Origin of the sequence: Ensifer sp. MJa1 (genome assembly GCF_037026475.1) — a bacterium.
In the GTDB taxonomy this organism is placed as follows: Bacteria; Pseudomonadota; Alphaproteobacteria; order Rhizobiales; family Rhizobiaceae; genus Ensifer.
Genome location: NZ_JAKUMO010000035.1, coordinates 1 through 15,460, shown reverse-complemented (window position 1 = coordinate 15,460; position 15,460 = coordinate 1). Strand labels below are relative to the sequence as shown.

Sequence of the window (15,460 nt, the reverse complement as noted above, 5' to 3'; positions counted from 1 at the left end):
GTCCAGCACTCTCAGCTTTCAGGCTGGTAGCGAACGAAGGCGAAGCGATCGCCCGACGGTGACCAGTTGGGAACGTTGATCGTCCCCTGCCCGCCGAAAAGCTCGAACAGCACCCGGGCATTGCCGCCGTCCATGTCCATCAGCCGCAAACGGACGTCGAGGTCGCGGGGGTGATCGAAAACGTCGCCGTCATAGGAAAGCACCAGCAGATGCTTGCCATTCGGCGAAGGGTGCGGGAACCAGTCGCCATAGGGGCTGTCGGTGATCCGTGTCACATCGCTGCCGTCGGGGCGGATGCGCCAGATCTGCATGCGCCCGGTGCGGCTGGAGTTGAAATAGATCCACCCGCCGTCCGCCGACCAGTCGGGCCCGTCATTGCGCCCTTCGCCCTGCGTCAGCCGCCGTTCTTCGCCACCATCGACCGAAATCGTGTAGATGTCGAAGACCTGGTCACGGATCCCGCAATAGGTGACGGTCTGGCCGTCCGGCGCCCAGCCGTGCCAGTAGGACGGCAGGTTGCGGGTGACGAGCCTCGGCGTGCCGCCTTCGGCCGGCAGCAGGTAGATTGCAGACTTTCCGAACTCGGTCTTGTCACTGATCGCAATCTTCCGGCCGTCCGGCGAGATGCCGTGGTCATTGTTGCAGAGCGTGGCAAAACCGGTGTCGATCTCGACAGGCTCCGATCCGTCAAGGCCAAGGCGATAAAGGCGACCATCGCCGTTGATGATCAGATGCGTGCCGTCGCGCGACCAGTTCGGTGCCTCGACCAGCCTGTCCGTCTGCCAGACAACACGCGTTTCGCCGGTGGCAATGTCATAGGTTTCGATGGAACTGCGCATGCCGTTCTCCCGCTGCAACCACGGCAGCTAATTGCGTTCTCCGCCCGCCTTCAGCATCGCGGCGATTTTGGTGCAGATCGATTGCATAAGGATGGAATTGCGTTGGTCTCGCCAGGTCGAGACGAGCCCCCAACTCAACAGTAGAAGCATGCAGATGAAGGCAACGCCGACGATGACGATGCTGCCGGCTGCAAGTCCGTAGATGCCGAACACGGCCGGCGTCGCAAAGTAGGCGACCTGCGCCGAAAGCTGCCAGCCAGCAGAAACGTCGCTTACCGACCAAAGCCGGATCAGCCGGATTTCCTCGTCGGTGAAATCAGGACGGCACTCCCTGTCGTCCTGCCCTTCGGAGGCGTTCACACCTCACCCCCGGTCGCGGAAGCGGTTGGTGATCGGGTATCGCCGGTCACGGCCAAAGTTCTTCTTGGTGATCTTGACGCCTGGCGCCGACTGCCGGCGCTTGTATTCGGCGATGTAGAGCAGATGCTCGATCCGGTGCACCGTCGCCTCGTCGTGGCCACGCGCAACGATCTCCTCGGTGCTCATCTCCTTTTCGACCAGGCATTCCAGGATATCGTCGAGCACCGGATAGGGTGGCAGCGAGTCCTGGTCGGTCTGGTTGGGGCGAAGTTCTGCCGACGGCGCCTTGTCGATGATGTTCGGCGGGATGACCACGCCCGAAGGCCCGAGCGCGCCGGGCGGAACCGTCGTGTTGCGCCACCTGGAGATGCTATAGACCTGCATCTTGTAGAGGTCCTTGATCGGGTTGAAGCCGCCGTTCATGTCGCCATAGAGCGTGGCATAACCGACCGACATTTCCGACTTGTTGCCTGTTGTCACCACCATCGAGCCGAACTTGTTGGAGATTGCCATCAGGATGGTCCCGCGCGTGCGGCTCTGCAGGTTCTCCTCGGTGATGCCCGATTCCGTGCCCTCGAACGCATCGGAAAGGGCCGAGAGGAAGCCTTCGACCGGGTCGGTGATCGGCACGATGTCGTAGCGGCAGCCAAGGGCTGCGGCGCACTCCTTGGCGTCCTTCAGCGATTCCGGCGAAGTGTAGCGATAGGGCAGCATGATGGCGCGCACCCGCTCCTCGCCGAGTGCGTCGACCGCCAGCGCCGCACAGATGGCGGAATCGATGCCGCCGGACAAGCCCAGCACGACATTCTTGAAGCCGTTCTTGTTGACGTAGTCGCGGAAGCCAAGCATGCAGGCGCGGTAGTCTGCCTCCTCCCGCTCCGGCAGGCGCGACTTGAGCCCGGCGTCGCAGTGCCAGCCGTTCTCGCCCCTTTTCCATTCGACGATGGTCGTCACCTCTTCGAACTGGCTCATCTGGAAGGCGAGCGTCTTGTCGGTATTGAAGGCAAAGCTCGCACCGTCGAAGACCAGCTCATCCTGGCCGCCAAGCTGGTTGGCGTAGATCATCGGCAGGCCGGTCTCCATCACCTGCTTCAGCACCACCTGATGGCGGATGTCGACCTTGCCGCGATAATAGGGCGAGCCGTTCGGCGACAGCAGGATTTCGGCGCCGCTTTCGGCCAGCGTCTCGCAGACCCCCAGATCGCCCCAGATGTCCTCGCAGATCGGAATGCCGATGCGCACGCCACGGAAATTGACCGGGCCCGGCATCTCGCCCTGGTCGAAGACGCGCTTCTCGTCGAATTCGCCGTAGTTCGGCAGGTCGACCTTGTCGCGGATCGCGATCACCTTGCCGTCGTCCAGCACCGCAACGGCATTGTGCCGGCCGGTCTTGGCAAGCCGCGGGAAGCCGATGATCACGCCGGGGCCGCCATCGGCCGTGTCCGCCGCCAGCTTCTCGACAGCCTGAAGGCAGGCCTTCAGGAAGGCCGGCTTCAGCACCAGGTCTTCCGGCGGATAACCGGAAATGAACAGCTCGGTCAAAAGCAGGAGATCGGCGCCCTGTCGGGCCGCATCGGCACGTGCCTCGCGCGCCTTGGCCAGATTTCCGGCAATGTCGCCAACCGTCGGGTTCAACTGGGCAACGGCGATACGAAGGAGCGAGGGAGCGTTTTTGTGAGCGATCATGAGCGGGCCTGTCGGGCTGTTCTTTACGATTGCGTCTGACTTTCGCCCTGTTCTTTAGCGCAATCCGCGGGAAAATACCCACTGCCAATCGTCGGAACGCGAAAAATTCCAAAAAATTCTGAATTTCCCGCTCGTTATGACGAGCCGTTCGCACGCCCTGACGACGCGAAAGCTGTTTCCAAACCCCGTTAAGAAACCATTCATCCCCTGTTCAAAATGACAGGCGTATGACAGTTACACGACGCATTTGTGAAATTGGAGAATAAGTTGGCTAGTATCGATTCCGCCGTTGCGAGAAGGTCGCGTGTCTATGCCGATAGACCCACCTTTGCCGTACGGCACGCCAAGACGCTCGCCTCCGCGCGCAGTGCATTTTTCTCCCTGTTTGTCGCCGCCACTTTGGTTTTCGTCGTCGAGCTCATCGTACGCCAGTCGATGACGGATACAGTCGCTTATTTCCTCGATCCGATGCGTCCGGCCTGGACCACCATCGGCGCGTTCTTCCTGCTGATGCTGGCCGTCGACGGGATCTTCGGTCGTGAACACAAGTCGGCCGTGGTGATCGCGCCGCTCGCCATCATTCCTGCCGTCGTCTGCCAACAGAAGCAGGTCTTCCTGTCGGACCCGCTCTATCCGACGGATTTCCTCTTTGGCCGCCAGATCATGGAACTGATGCCGGTTCTGGTGAAGGATCGGCCGTGGACCGCCGTCGGCATCGCTGTCGGCCTGGTTGCCGCCGTTGTCGCCATCGCCCTGTTGCTGCGCTACGCCTGGCGCACCTTTCCGAAGCTTTCAACGCGCGAGCGTATCGCCCGCCTTGCCTTCGCGGTGCCGCTGCTCGTCGCCTTCTGGCACATCATGGACTACAACCAGTTCTCCTGGATCCGTGACCGCCTCAAGGTCATCCCGATCATGTGGGACCAGACGGAGAACTACAAACACAACGGCTTTGCGCTTGCCTTCGCCATCAACCTGCCGATGGCCAATGTCAGCGCGCCTGCCGGCTACATGGCCGACGCCATCGACCGTATCCCGGTGAAGCCGCTTCCGGCCGGCACCTCGCATCGCGGCAAGCCCGACGTCATCGTGCTGATGAGCGAGTCCTTCTGGGATCCCACCCGCCTGCCGAACGTGAAGCTTTCGCCCGATCCGATGCCGACGATCCGCGAGATGCAGTCGGGCAACGTCTTCTCGCCGGAATTCGGCGGCATGACCGCCAATGTCGAGTTCGAGGCACTGACCGGCTTCTCCAACGCCTTCCTGCCTTACGGCAGCATTCCGTACCAGCAGTACATCCGCAACCCGATCCCGTCGCTTGCCACCTTCTTCCGCGGCGAAGGCTATGTCTCGCGCGCCATCCATCCGTTCCAGAGCTGGTTCTGGAACCGCACTGCCGTCTACAAGGCCTTCGGCTTCGACATGTTCAAGTCGGAAGAGAACATGCCGGCGATGCAGAAGCGCGGCATCTTCGCCTCGGACGAATCGCTGACCAAGGAGATCATCCACCAGGCTGATGCGATGGACGATCCGTTCTTCTTCTTCGCCGTCACGCTTCAGGGCCACGGCCCCTATGAGGCGAACCGCTATGCCAAGAACACCATCAAGGTCGAAGGCGACCTGCCGGAAGCCGACCGCCAGGTGCTCGCCACTTATGCGCAGGGCATCAAGGAAGCCGACGAGAGCCTGAAGATGCTGATGGACTGGGCGAAGAAGCGTGATCGCGAAACGATCATCGTGCTCTTTGGCGACCACCTGCCGCCGCTCAACACCGTCTACACCAGCACCGGCTTCATGAAGGGCGTTACCGCCGAGCGTAAAGGTTCGAAGGACCAGATGAAGGCCCAGCATGAAACGCCGCTCGTCGTCTGGTCGAACAAGACCGGCCCGAAGAAGAACGTCGGCACCATCAGCCCGGCCTTCCTCTCCTACCAGATCCTCAAGCAGTCCGGTTACGAGCACCCCTACTACACCGGCTTCCTCGGCAAGGTTTACGACCAGTACCGCGTCGTCGACCGCTACATGCTGATCCGCAAGAACGGCAAGGAAGTCGCCGAATGGTCGCGCCAGCCGAAGGTGCCCGCCCTTCTGCGCGACTACCGCTTCCTGCAGCACGACATGATGTTTGGCGACCGATTCTCGACCGATCGCTTCTTCAGGTCGCATGCCGACCTCTTCGCCAGCGTCGAGGCACATTGATCGAAGGGACCGGAGCAGACGTAACTGCTCCGGTCCCTCATTTTCCGGCGTTGCCTGATTTTCTTGCAGCGCTGAAGCGCTAGATTGTCTCCGGCCAACTCCGGAGATCGCCATGCCGCACTTCAATGACCTTTCGAAACAGCTTTTCGGCAAGCCGCTCAGCGAGCTTGGCGAGATCGAGCGCCGCATTCTCACGCATGCCAGAGACCGACGTACGCTTGCGACCGATTCGCATGTGGCCTTCACGGCCGGCCTTTCATTCGGCGAGCGGCTTGCCGACAACATAGCCCGCATTGGCGGCTCCTGGAGCTTCATCATCGGCTTCTGCGGCTTTCTCGTCTGTTGGGTTCTGCTGAACACCGTCCTGCTCGCCACCGGCGCCTTCGACCCCTACCCCTATATCTTCCTCAACCTGATGCTCTCCATGCTCGCAGCCCTCCAGGCTCCGGTCATCATGATGTCTCAGAACCGCCAGGCGGAACGTGATCGTTTCGCCGCCTCCAAGGATTATGAGGTCAACCTTAAGTCGGAAGTCGAATTGATCGCCTTGCATCACAAGGTCGACGACGTCCTGCTTCGGGAAATCTCAGAGTTGCGCGCCGATCTGGCCGTCCTCAACAGACAGCTCGAACGCTACCGGTCATCGCCCGACCAGGACTGACCGGACGGCCCGCGTGAACAGGCTGAAGAAGCACGCTGCATGGCCGAGCACTTCCAGCGCCCCTCGATGCAGCGCGAAATCTGGCTCACTTTCGTAAATTCTAATTCAACTAAAAATGCATACTTTGCAACATTTGCGAAATGTATCAAAAATCAACAACTTATCGGGGTATAAAAAAATTAATAATTAGCGGTCAACCTTAGCGCTGCAGGGACATTCGAAATTACAGCAACGTGGGTACGCGGAGATGCTGCAATGTCCAATTTCAAGCGCCTCTTAGGCGGCCGAGACGGTGCCGCCGCAATCGAATTTGCCGTCATAGCGCCACTCTTCTTCATGTGCGTGCTGACCTTGGTCGCCTACGGCGTCTATCTGAGTGCCGCTCACTCCATTCAACAGATCGCTGCCGATGCAGCCCGCACCGCGATTGCCGGATTGTCCGAAAGCGAGCGTGAACGGCTCGCAACCGACTACATCCGCCGCACCACGATGGACCAGGCCTTCATCAAGTCCTCGCGCATGACGGTCACCGTGCGGGACGACGCCAACAACGCCAACCAGTTCACCGTCCGGATCAAGTACGACGCCGGCGACCTTCCAATCTTCAACCTGTTTACATTCGCGATGCCGAGCGAACAGATCGAGCGTTTCGCGACCATACGCATCGGAGGGGTCTAGGATGCCGTGGTACTCGCAGCAACTCGGTGCCCTCTCACGATCTCGGGACGCCAATATCGGCATTTCGGCTGCTTTGGTCATGCCGCTGATCATCGCTTCCATGGGCCTCGGGATCGACTACGGCTATCTGACCGTGCAGAAGCGCGAGATGCAGTCGACGGTTGATCTCGCCGCGATTGCCGGGGCCGCCAACGTCCAGGCAGCCGAAAAGGCGGTTCTCGACCACTTCTCCAACAACAAACTCAACTATGCCGTTGTCACGGCGAACGGGTTGATGACCGTCGATGGCAAAGTTCTGCCGCTGACCGAGGCCGGGACCGGCAAGGTGGCCGGCGTGGCGACCGTCACGCGAGGACGATACGTCCCCGATCCGACGATCGAGGCCGGACAAAGGTTCGTGAAGGATGCCACTCCGGCGGATGCCGTGCAGGTCCAGCTGGAAAAGAAGGGCGAGATCTTCCTGGCATCGATCTTCAGCGCGCCACCAGATCTGAGCGTCTATGGCACGGCAGCCAGCTCCAAGATCGCAGCCTTCTCCGTCGGTTCGCGTCTCGCCAGCCTGAACGATGGTTTGCTCAACGCCATTCTCGGCCAGATGCTGGGCACGACCATTTCGCTCAAGGTCATGGACTATGAGGCACTCATCAATGCCGACATCGACATCCAACCGTTCCTGAAGATCATTTCGACAAAGCTGAACCTGACCGCCGCCTCCTATGAGGACGTGCTGAAGGCCAATCTGACCATGCCGCAACTGCTATCGTCGATGCGCCTGGTGCAGGGATTGTCCGGAACGGTGACGACCGCACTGAAGAGCATCGAGCTTTCGACCGCCAACAACAAGAAGACGTTCACACTGGCGCAGATCCTGAACCTTGATCCGAAGAAGAGTCTGAGCGTCGATGCCGGCTCGGATTGGGCAATGCGGGTGAGCGCATTGCAGATGGTCTCTGCGGCCGCGGCAATTGCCAATGGAGAAAATCAGATCGCCTTCAACGCGGTCGCAGGGCTTCCCGGCATCGCATCCGCCAAGGTCAAGCTTGCGATCGGCGAGCCGCCGGTGCAAACGCCGAGCCATCGCCTCGGGGCGCCGGGAGCGGCCGTACGCACGGCGCAAACCCGCCTCGCCGTCGAGGTCAACGTCGATGGGCTTGCGGCACTTGCAGGCATCCGTATCCGCCTGCCGATCTACGTGGAGCTCGCCTATGCCGAGGCGAAGCTCGCCGACATCCGCTGCTATGGCGGCAGCCCGCAAAACGCCTCGGTCACCGTCGATGCCGTGCCGGGCGTTGCCGAGATCGCGATTGGCGCGGTTGATCCGTCGGTGCTGTCGAACTTCTCGTCCGACGCGCGCGTGCGAACTGCCCGGATCGTCGATGCCCTCGTCGTCAAGATCGATGCGCTCGCCCATGTGGAAGCTCAGGACCTCAAGGCCTCGCGCCTGAGTTTCAGCCCGGCGGAGGTCGCGGCCCGATCGATCAAGAGCGTCTCGACCAGGGATATTCTCACCTCGACGACGCAGACGCTGCTCAACAATCTCGACCTGAACATCCAGGTGCTGTTCCTGACGATTGGCAGTCCAGTCGTCATACAGCAGGCCCTCGCCCAGACGCTCGGCGCCGTCACCAAGCCGGTCGACGACCTGCTCTACAACCTGCTGCTGCTTGCAGGCGTCAGGGTGGGCGAAGCCGACGTGCGGGTGACCGGCGTCAAGTGCCAGCCGCCGGTACTGGTACAGTAAGGTCGCCGCAAGGCAGTCACGGGGCGTCGGGCGGAAAAACCGCCTGGCGCCCCGCTTGAACAAAAGCTGCAGTTCACACGTTATGGGCAAGCTATCTCTGCTATAAGGGGGCAGCTGAGTGGCGGCTGGCGGCCGGGCATCTTGAAACCCGGCGTCCGGAAAGCCGCACGAGCATCGGGGGTGTGCGCAGCAGATGCGTGTCGTGGCTGAACATGAAGGCGCCGAACAAAGAGGTTCGGCCACCTTCACCGAAGAGACTTTCCTGCGTCATCCAGGGTTCCGGGCGAACTTGCAGGCGAGCGGCCGCGACCTCATGGCGGCCTATGACACCTTTCCGCGCATCGCCCGCCTCGTCGCCTCCCACCAGAAGTGGACGCTCAGCCAGGCGATCTACGCCCTTCACCTGGAGCGTGATCCCGCAAACCCGGAAAGCGGCATCACGACGGCCCGCCTGCTGAAACTCGTGCACGAGACGGGTGGTGCGAGCCGCAATACCGCTGCCGCCTTTATCGCCGAACTGTTGACCTACAAGTTGTTGCGCGATGTTGAAGGCGGACGAGCGCGCAAGAAGATCCGCCCGCTTGAACCGACCGAGATCAGTCAGGGCGCAATGATGCGCTGGTTCATGAGCCAGATGGCCACGCTTGACCGCTTCGACGGCAAAGGTCGCGTCCAGCGGGTCGAAGCAGATCCCTCACTCTTCGAACGTGCGCAGCCGGTCACAGCGCGCCTCCTGCTGTCGGACCGGCGGTGGTGCGAGCCACCGGAAGGCGTCGCGACGTTCGTGTGGACCGAGTGCGGCGGCTTGCTGCTCGACGACCTGATGTCACGGCCAGATGGCCTCGATCCGGTCGATGGCAAGGTCTGGGTGGAAGCCAACCTTTCGGACCTCGCCACCCACTACATGATCTCCAACACCCATATCCGGCGCATCTTCACGCGTGCCCAGGACGGCGGCTTCCTCGGCAGGGCCACAGAAGGTCAACGCGGCATGTTCTGGCTCAGCGCGCGACTGATCGACGAGTACTGCTACTGGCAGGCGGTCAAGCTGGCCGGCCTTGCCAATGGTTTCGCGCAGGCAGAGCGCGAGGCGAGCGGCGGCGCGCAGAGGTGACCTTTCACACGCGGCCGGCCGCAAACTTCGGCAAGTCGTCCGTGATCTCGTAGAAATCGCCCTGGTCTTCGCAGAAGATATGATAGCCCGACTTCAGGTTGGTCGGCTTTTCAAATGCGCCGGCCATGATCGACGTGTGGTCCGCTCCATCGCCTTTCCAGAACAGCGCAGAACCGCAAACCCGGCAAAAGCCGCGGCTGGCTGTGTCGCTCGCCCGGTACCAGCTGACATTCTCAGTCCCCTCGACGTCGAGGTTCCGGCTCTCGACGTTGGTCGCCGCATAATAGAGCCCGGTCTGCTTGCGGCATTGGCTGCAATGGCAGTAGATCAGCTCGCGCAACTCACCGCGCGCGGTAAAGCGGACGGCCCCGCAAAGGCAACTCCCTTTATGTATGTCTCCCATTGCGACCCTCCCCGGCGATAGCACTTGTTCTGACCCTGCCATGAACCGGAGGTTTTGGCGCAATGGCCCGCGCCACTTCCTGCTCCGGACACGAAAACGCCGGGCCAGCTTCTTGAGCCGACCCGGCGTTGTCAATTTCATATCCGGTGATCGACGTTCAGAAAAGCTGAACATCGCCAGGCAGATAGGTCAGCCGTTGACCACCATCTTCTTCTCGTCACGACCACCCTTCATGCGTTCCGCGAGCAGGAAGGCCAGTTCCAGCGCCTGATCGGCGTTGAGGCGCGGGTCGCAATGGGTGTGGTAGCGGTCGGCAAGATCGTCGCCGGAAAGCGCGCGGGCACCACCGGTGCATTCGGTGACGTCGTTGCCCGTCATCTCGATATGGATGCCGCCCGGATGCGTGCCTTCGGCGCGGTGGATCTGGAAGAAGCTTTCGACTTCAGACAGGATCCGCTCGAACGGACGGGTCTTGTAGTTGTTGAGCGTGATGGTGTTGCCGTGCATCGGATCGCAGGACCAGACCACCTTCTTGCCTTCGCGCTCGACCGCACGGATGAGGCGCGGCAGATGTTCGGCGACCTTGTCATGGCCAAAGCGGCAGATGAGCGTCAGGCGGCCGGCTTCGTTGGCCGGATTCAGGAGGTCGATCAGCTCGAGCAGGCCGTCACCCGTCAGCGACGGGCCGCACTTGAGACCGAGCGGGTTCTTGATGCCACGGCAGTACTCGATATGCGCATGGTCGGGCTGGCGTGTGCGGTCGCCGATCCAGATCATGTGGCCCGAGGTCGCGTACCAGTCGCCCGAGGTCGAATCCACACGGGTCAACGCCTGCTCGTAGCCGAGCAGCAGCGCCTCGTGGCTGGTGAAGAAATCGGTCTCGCGCAGGCTCGGGTGGTTTTCCGAGGTAATGCCGATCGCCTTCATGAAATCCATGGTCTCGGAAATCCGGTCGGCGAGCTTGCGGTAGCGCTCCGCCTGCGGGCTGTCCTTGACGAAGCCGAGCATCCACTGATGCACGTTTTCGAGGTTGGCATAGCCACCCATCGCGAACGCGCGCAAAAGGTTCAGCGTCGCGGCAGACTGGCGGTATGCCATGATCTGGCGCTCCGGGTTCGGCACGCGCGCCTCTTCGGTGAACTCGATGCCGTTGATGATGTCGCCGCGATAGGACGGCAGCGTCACGTCGCCCTGCTTCTCGAAGTTCGAGGAACGGGGCTTGGCGAACTGGCCGGCAATGCGGCCCACCTTCACCACCGGCTGCTGCGCACCGAAGGTCAAGACGACCGCCATCTGCAGGAAGGCGCGGAAGAAGTCGCGGATCGTGTCAGCGCCGTGTTCGGCGAAGCTCTCGGCGCAATCGCCGCCCTGCAGCAGGAAGCCGCGGCCTTCGGCGACGTTGGCGAGCGAACTCTTCAGGCGACGGGCTTCGCCTGCAAAAACCAGCGGCGGATACTTCGCGAGGCGCGCTTCGGTCGCCTCAAGCGCTGCCAGGTCCGGATATTCCGGCACCTGCTGGATGGGTTTCTGCCGCCAGCTGTTTGGAGTCCAAGTCTGTGCCATTTCGATCACCTGTTGTCTGCCGCGGATCTGTCCGCGCGGGTCGTGCCCTGACGGTCGAAAGCGACCGCCCGGTATTCGGAAATTTCACTCATGTCCGCGTGCCTTGTCCCGACGCAATATTATTGCCCCAGGGTCGCGGATGCGGGCTTATAAACGTTAAGCGATGGCTTGGAAAGACATCCTACCAGAATTCATGGGCTGCGGCGCCCGCAAAGCCAAGCGCCGGCTGCCCCCGCCTCAGACCCGCTCGCCCTTTCGGATGCGGTAGGACGGCGAATACATCGTCACCAGTTCTTCTGCCGCCGTCGGATGAACCGCCATTGTCCGGTCGAAATCGTCCTTGGTGCAGCCAGCTTTCAGCGAAATACCCAGCAACTGCGCCATTTCGCCGGCATCGTGGCCAAGGATATGCGCGCCGAGCACCTTGCGATCGGCAGCATTGACGATCAGCTTCATGATCATCTTTTCCTTGCGGCCTGACAGCGTCGCCTTCATCGGGCGGAATTCGGCGCGGTAGACTTCGAGCTCGTCAAAGCGGCGCGCCGCCTCTTCCTCCGTGAGGCCGACGGTGCCGATCTCCGGCTGCGAGAACACGGCGGTGGCGATCAGGTCGTGATCCGGAGACACCGGATTGTTCTTGTATTCGGTCTCGATGAAGCACATCGCCTCATGGATCGCGACCGGCGTCAGCTGCACGCGGTCGGTGACGTCACCAAGGGCATAGATGCCAGGCGCGCTGGTGCGGGAGAAGGCATCGACGACGATTGCGCCGCGTTCATCGGTCTTGACGCCGGCAGTTTCCAGCCCCAGCCCCTTGGTGTTCGGGACGCGGCCGAGCGCCAGCATCACCTGGTCGGCGACGATCTCACCATGCTTCTTTGTCTGCGCCACACGCTTGCCGTCGGCATTCAGCGCGACCGACTGGATGACGTCCTCGCACAGGATGCGAATGCCCTTCTCTTCCATCGCGACATGCAGCCCGCGGCGCAGGTCGTGGTCGAAGCGCGACAGGATCTCCTTGCCGCGGTAGATCAGCGTCGTCTCGACGCCGAGGCCGTGGAAGATGTTGGCGAACTCGACCGCGATGTAACCACCGCCGGCAATCAGGATCGACTTCGGCAGCTCCGCAAGGTCGAAGGCCTCATTGGAGGAGATGCAATGCTCATGGCCAGGCAGCGCGTCATGCGGCGACGGATGGCCGCCGACAGCGATGACGATGCGCTCGGCCGTGACGGTTCTGCCGCTGTCAAGCAGACGCACCGTGCTTGGACCGGCGAGCTCGGCACGCGTGTGCAGGATCTCGGCCCCGGCATTGTTGAGGCCCTTCTGATAGAGGCCCTCGAGCCGGGTGATCTCCTGTTCCTTGGCGGCGACCAGCTTCTTCCAGTCGAAACGGCTATCCCCGACGGTCCAGCCGAAGCCGGCCGCATCTTCGAAATGCTCTGAAAACTGCGAGGCATAGACATAGAGCTTCTTCGGAACGCAGCCGCGGATAACGCAGGTACCGCCGTAGCGAAACTCTTCGGCGATCGCGACTTTCTTGCCGAGGCTTGCCGCAATGCGCCCGCTCCGGACGCCACCGGACCCGCCACCGATCACGAAGAGGTCATAGTCGAAAGCGGGCATGAGCAGTCTCCTGAAAGCAAGCGGGCCGAAATGGCGAAGTGGAACGCGTATCCATCAATCCCTTGCGATTGACGCGCGTCGGCGCGGACCGAGGGCCGCGCCGCAGGCACATATAGTGATGCGCCCACGAAAAAGAAAAGCCCGGATCGCTCCGGGCTCATCGAAACGTGATGGACGGCAGCAAACTGCCGCCGATTATTGTGCCGGTGCCTGAACCGCACCTTCGGCGGCTGCCGCCGGCTGGGTGCTGCCGACCTTGTCGTCGAGCGACTTGGTCGCTTCCTGGGTGAGATCGCGGGAAACGCCCGAGGCCCAGATGTCGGCTGCCTTCAGCAGTTCGCGCGAGGCGATCGGGCCGTCGTTCAGCAGCTTCTTGCCGGCTGCAGAGCTGTAGAACTCGGTGATCGCGTTCAGCTCTTCCAGCGAAAACGTCTTGGCGTAAATCGTTGCGGCTTCATTTTCGAGATCGGCCCGGCGGGCGGCAAGGCTGAGCGCCTTTTCGTCAACGGTCGCGGTGATCAGTTCCTGATGGTTCGGCGACGCCTGGATCAGCGTGTTCTTCAGCCGCTCGGCAAGGTTCGGCAGGATGTTGTCGAAGCTGTTGGTCACGCCGAGAGCCGCAATCGTCGCGCGCGCCGCCTTGATCTGGTCTTCGGAGACATCCTGGGCATTGACCGCCGGAATGGATGCGGAAAGCAGAACCGCGGTGGCAGCGAAAGTGCGGACAAGACCTGCGAGTTTGTTCATTGTTACCCTTGCTCCTGTGTTTTGTCGCATGCTGCCCGGGCGATTGCCGCCGCCAGGCGCGCATGTATGGAAACCTGTTGTCGTCATCGTTCTCCACTCCTGTCGGAGCGGCGGAAGCCGGATCAGGACGCAGTCAGAATGCGTGCCTCTTCCGGTCCAGCGATGATCGCCAGCGACGCGATATTGATGAAAAGCCCGTGCTCGACGACGCCGGGAATGGCATTCAGCTCTCCCGCGAGCGCATCTGCATCAGGAATACGGCCAAAAGATGCATCGAGAATGAGGTGTCCGCCGTCGGTCATGAAGGCGCCGTCGTGCGATTGCCGCACGGCGATTTCGCCGGAAAGCCCGAGGCGCGACGCGACCTTTTCGATGGCGATCTGCGTCGCTACCTGACCGAAGGGATTGACCTCGATCGGAAGCTTGAAAGCGCCGAGAACCTCGACCACCTTCGTTTCATCGGCGATCACGATCATCCGCTTCGAGGCGCTGGCGACGATCTTCTCGCGCAACAACGCTCCGCCGCCGCCCTTGATCAGCCGCAGCTTGTGATCAACCTCGTCGGCGCCGTCGATGGTCAGATCCAGTTCCGGAAGTTCATCGAGCGACTTCAGCGGCACGCCCAGTTCGAGGCAGAGGCGCGCAGTGCGCTCGGAGGTGGGAACGCCTTCGATACGAAAGCCGGACGCGACCTTCTCGGCCAGCAGCCGCACGAACTCCTCAGCGGTCGAGCCCGTACCGATACCGAGACGCATGCCGTCTTCGACATATTCCAGAGCCGCCGCGGCGGCTTTGATTTTCATTTGGCGGGCGTCCATGCGCCAGTCGCTCCCTTGTGATTCGCGCGAGCGGCACCGTCGCAAATGGCAATCGGCCGCCCGTTTTCCGCTGAGACACTTACACGCCCGACGGCGCAAACAAAAGTCAAAATGAAATGGCCGTCGCGGATTCCACACCCCGCCTCCGTCATGCTTGCCATTGCAATCTTCTCTGACTTCGCCTACCCGGACGACAAGGGTTTCCGGTGCCAATGAGGTTTTTCGGTGTCTTCTGCTACTGTTGTCTTTGATCTTGATGGAACGCTTGTCGATACCGCGCCGGACCTCGTCGCGAGCCTCAACCATGCGGTGACGCAAGTGGGCCTCGCGCCAGTCGGCTATGCCGACCTTACCCATCTTGTCGGCCACGGCGCACGTGCCATGATCGAGCGGACCTTCGCACTCCGTCAGAAGCCACTCAACGAGGCGCTTCTGGAGCGGCAACTGAAAGAGTTCGTCGATTTCTACCACGGCTCGATGCCGGGCGATTCGCTGCCCTACCCCGGCCTCGTCGACGCCCTCGACCGCCTCTCGGACGCCGGCTTCAAGCTCGCCGTGTGCACCAACAAGCCGGAAGGACTGGCGACGCGCCTGCTCGAGCGTCTCGGCCTGGTCGATCGCTTTGCCGCGATCTCCGGCGGCGACACCTTCGAGGTGCGCAAACCGAACGCCGATCATTTGCTAAGGACGGTTGCCAATGCCGGCGGTCTCGCCGAACGTTCTGTCATGATCGGCGACAGCCTCAACGACATTCTCGTCGCCCGCAATGCCGCGGTGCCGTCCATCGCCGTGCCGTTCGGCTATTCCGACGTCCCGGTCGAAAAGCTCGAGCCGACCGTGATCATCCGTCATTTCGACGAACTGACACCGGCACTGGTGACCGGCCTCTTCGACGCCAGGTAGCGCCGAGCGAAAAGATAAAGGAATAAGAAAAAGGCCGCTCGACGCGGCCTCAGACTGCTGACAAACCCCTGGCGAGAGCTGGGGGTTTGTGATTCAGTGGGCCATGTTGAAGAAACCCGGCCCCG

Annotated in this window: 14 protein-coding genes; 6 read left to right on the top strand and 8 right to left on the bottom strand. The window is 61.7% G+C overall.

Going from position 1 to position 15,460, the window contains the following annotated elements:
- Positions 1 to 11: 11 nt before the first annotated feature.
- Genes MKZ91_RS29405 through MKZ91_RS29395 form a run of 3 tightly spaced genes read right to left on the bottom strand, consistent with a single transcriptional unit; the run spans position 12 to position 2,885 of the window.
- Complete coding sequence (locus MKZ91_RS29405) at positions 12 to 839, bottom strand: TolB family protein (protein ID WP_336174560.1); 828 nt, start codon at positions 837 to 839, stop codon at positions 12 to 14.
- A 27-nt stretch (positions 840 to 866) separates the two neighbouring features.
- The gene (locus MKZ91_RS29400; protein ID WP_336174559.1) at positions 867 to 1,199 is read right to left on the bottom strand and encodes a hypothetical protein; all 333 of its coding nucleotides are present in this window, start codon (positions 1,197 to 1,199) and stop codon (positions 867 to 869) included.
- Positions 1,200 to 1,202: 3 nt separating this feature from the next.
- Entirely contained in the window at positions 1,203 to 2,885 is a 1,683-nt protein-coding gene (locus MKZ91_RS29395; protein ID WP_336174558.1) for an NAD+ synthase, read from the bottom strand.
- Between the two features lie 267 nt (positions 2,886 to 3,152).
- Between MKZ91_RS29395 and MKZ91_RS29390 the strand changes: the two genes are divergently transcribed.
- The 5 genes from MKZ91_RS29390 to MKZ91_RS29370 all read left to right on the top strand — a co-directional run bounded on the left by MKZ91_RS29390 (position 3,153) and on the right by MKZ91_RS29370 (position 9,275).
- On the top strand, positions 3,153 to 5,081 hold the full coding sequence (locus tag MKZ91_RS29390) for an LTA synthase family protein (RefSeq protein WP_336174557.1): 1,929 nt from the start codon (positions 3,153 to 3,155) through the stop codon (positions 5,079 to 5,081).
- A gap of 112 nt (positions 5,082 to 5,193) precedes the next feature.
- Positions 5,194 to 5,742: a DUF1003 domain-containing protein gene (locus tag MKZ91_RS29385; RefSeq protein WP_336174556.1), complete on the top strand. Its 549-nt coding sequence runs from the start codon at positions 5,194 to 5,196 to the stop codon at positions 5,740 to 5,742.
- A 255-nt stretch (positions 5,743 to 5,997) separates the two neighbouring features.
- On the top strand, positions 5,998 to 6,420 hold the full coding sequence (locus MKZ91_RS29380; protein WP_336174555.1) for a TadE family protein: 423 nt from the start codon (positions 5,998 to 6,000) through the stop codon (positions 6,418 to 6,420).
- Between the two features lies 1 nt (position 6,421).
- A complete protein-coding gene (locus MKZ91_RS29375) occupies positions 6,422 to 8,161 on the top strand; it encodes a TadG family pilus assembly protein (protein WP_336174554.1) in 1,740 nt (579 codons plus the stop codon).
- A 193-nt stretch (positions 8,162 to 8,354) separates the two neighbouring features.
- On the top strand, positions 8,355 to 9,275 hold the full coding sequence (locus MKZ91_RS29370) for a hypothetical protein (RefSeq protein ID WP_336174553.1): 921 nt from the start codon (positions 8,355 to 8,357) through the stop codon (positions 9,273 to 9,275).
- Between the two features lie 4 nt (positions 9,276 to 9,279).
- On the opposite strand, the gene MKZ91_RS29365 is transcribed toward MKZ91_RS29370, so the two are convergent.
- The 5 genes from MKZ91_RS29365 to rpiA all read right to left on the bottom strand — a co-directional run bounded on the left by MKZ91_RS29365 (position 9,280) and on the right by rpiA (position 14,432).
- Positions 9,280 to 9,678 (bottom strand): GFA family protein, encoded by a 399-nt coding sequence (locus MKZ91_RS29365; RefSeq protein ID WP_336174552.1) that lies wholly within the window; start codon positions 9,676 to 9,678, stop codon positions 9,280 to 9,282.
- 189 nt (positions 9,679 to 9,867) lie between these two features.
- Complete coding sequence (locus tag MKZ91_RS29360; RefSeq protein WP_336174551.1) at positions 9,868 to 11,241, bottom strand: class II 3-deoxy-7-phosphoheptulonate synthase; 1,374 nt, start codon at positions 11,239 to 11,241, stop codon at positions 9,868 to 9,870.
- A gap of 237 nt (positions 11,242 to 11,478) precedes the next feature.
- Positions 11,479 to 12,867, bottom strand: coding sequence for a glutathione-disulfide reductase (gor, locus tag MKZ91_RS29355; RefSeq protein WP_336174550.1), 1,389 nt, complete (start codon positions 12,865 to 12,867; stop codon positions 11,479 to 11,481).
- A gap of 195 nt (positions 12,868 to 13,062) precedes the next feature.
- Positions 13,063 to 13,614, bottom strand: a complete 552-nt coding sequence (locus tag MKZ91_RS29350; RefSeq protein ID WP_336174549.1) for a DUF2059 domain-containing protein — start codon at positions 13,612 to 13,614, stop codon at positions 13,063 to 13,065.
- A 122-nt stretch (positions 13,615 to 13,736) separates the two neighbouring features.
- A complete protein-coding gene (gene rpiA / locus MKZ91_RS29345; protein WP_336174592.1) occupies positions 13,737 to 14,432 on the bottom strand; it encodes a ribose-5-phosphate isomerase RpiA in 696 nt (231 codons plus the stop codon).
- A gap of 225 nt (positions 14,433 to 14,657) precedes the next feature.
- Here rpiA and MKZ91_RS29340 point away from each other — a divergent pair, with 225 nt between their 5' ends.
- Entirely contained in the window at positions 14,658 to 15,335 is a 678-nt protein-coding gene (locus MKZ91_RS29340) for an HAD family hydrolase (RefSeq protein WP_336174548.1), read from the top strand.
- Positions 15,336 to 15,460 lie beyond the last annotated feature (125 nt).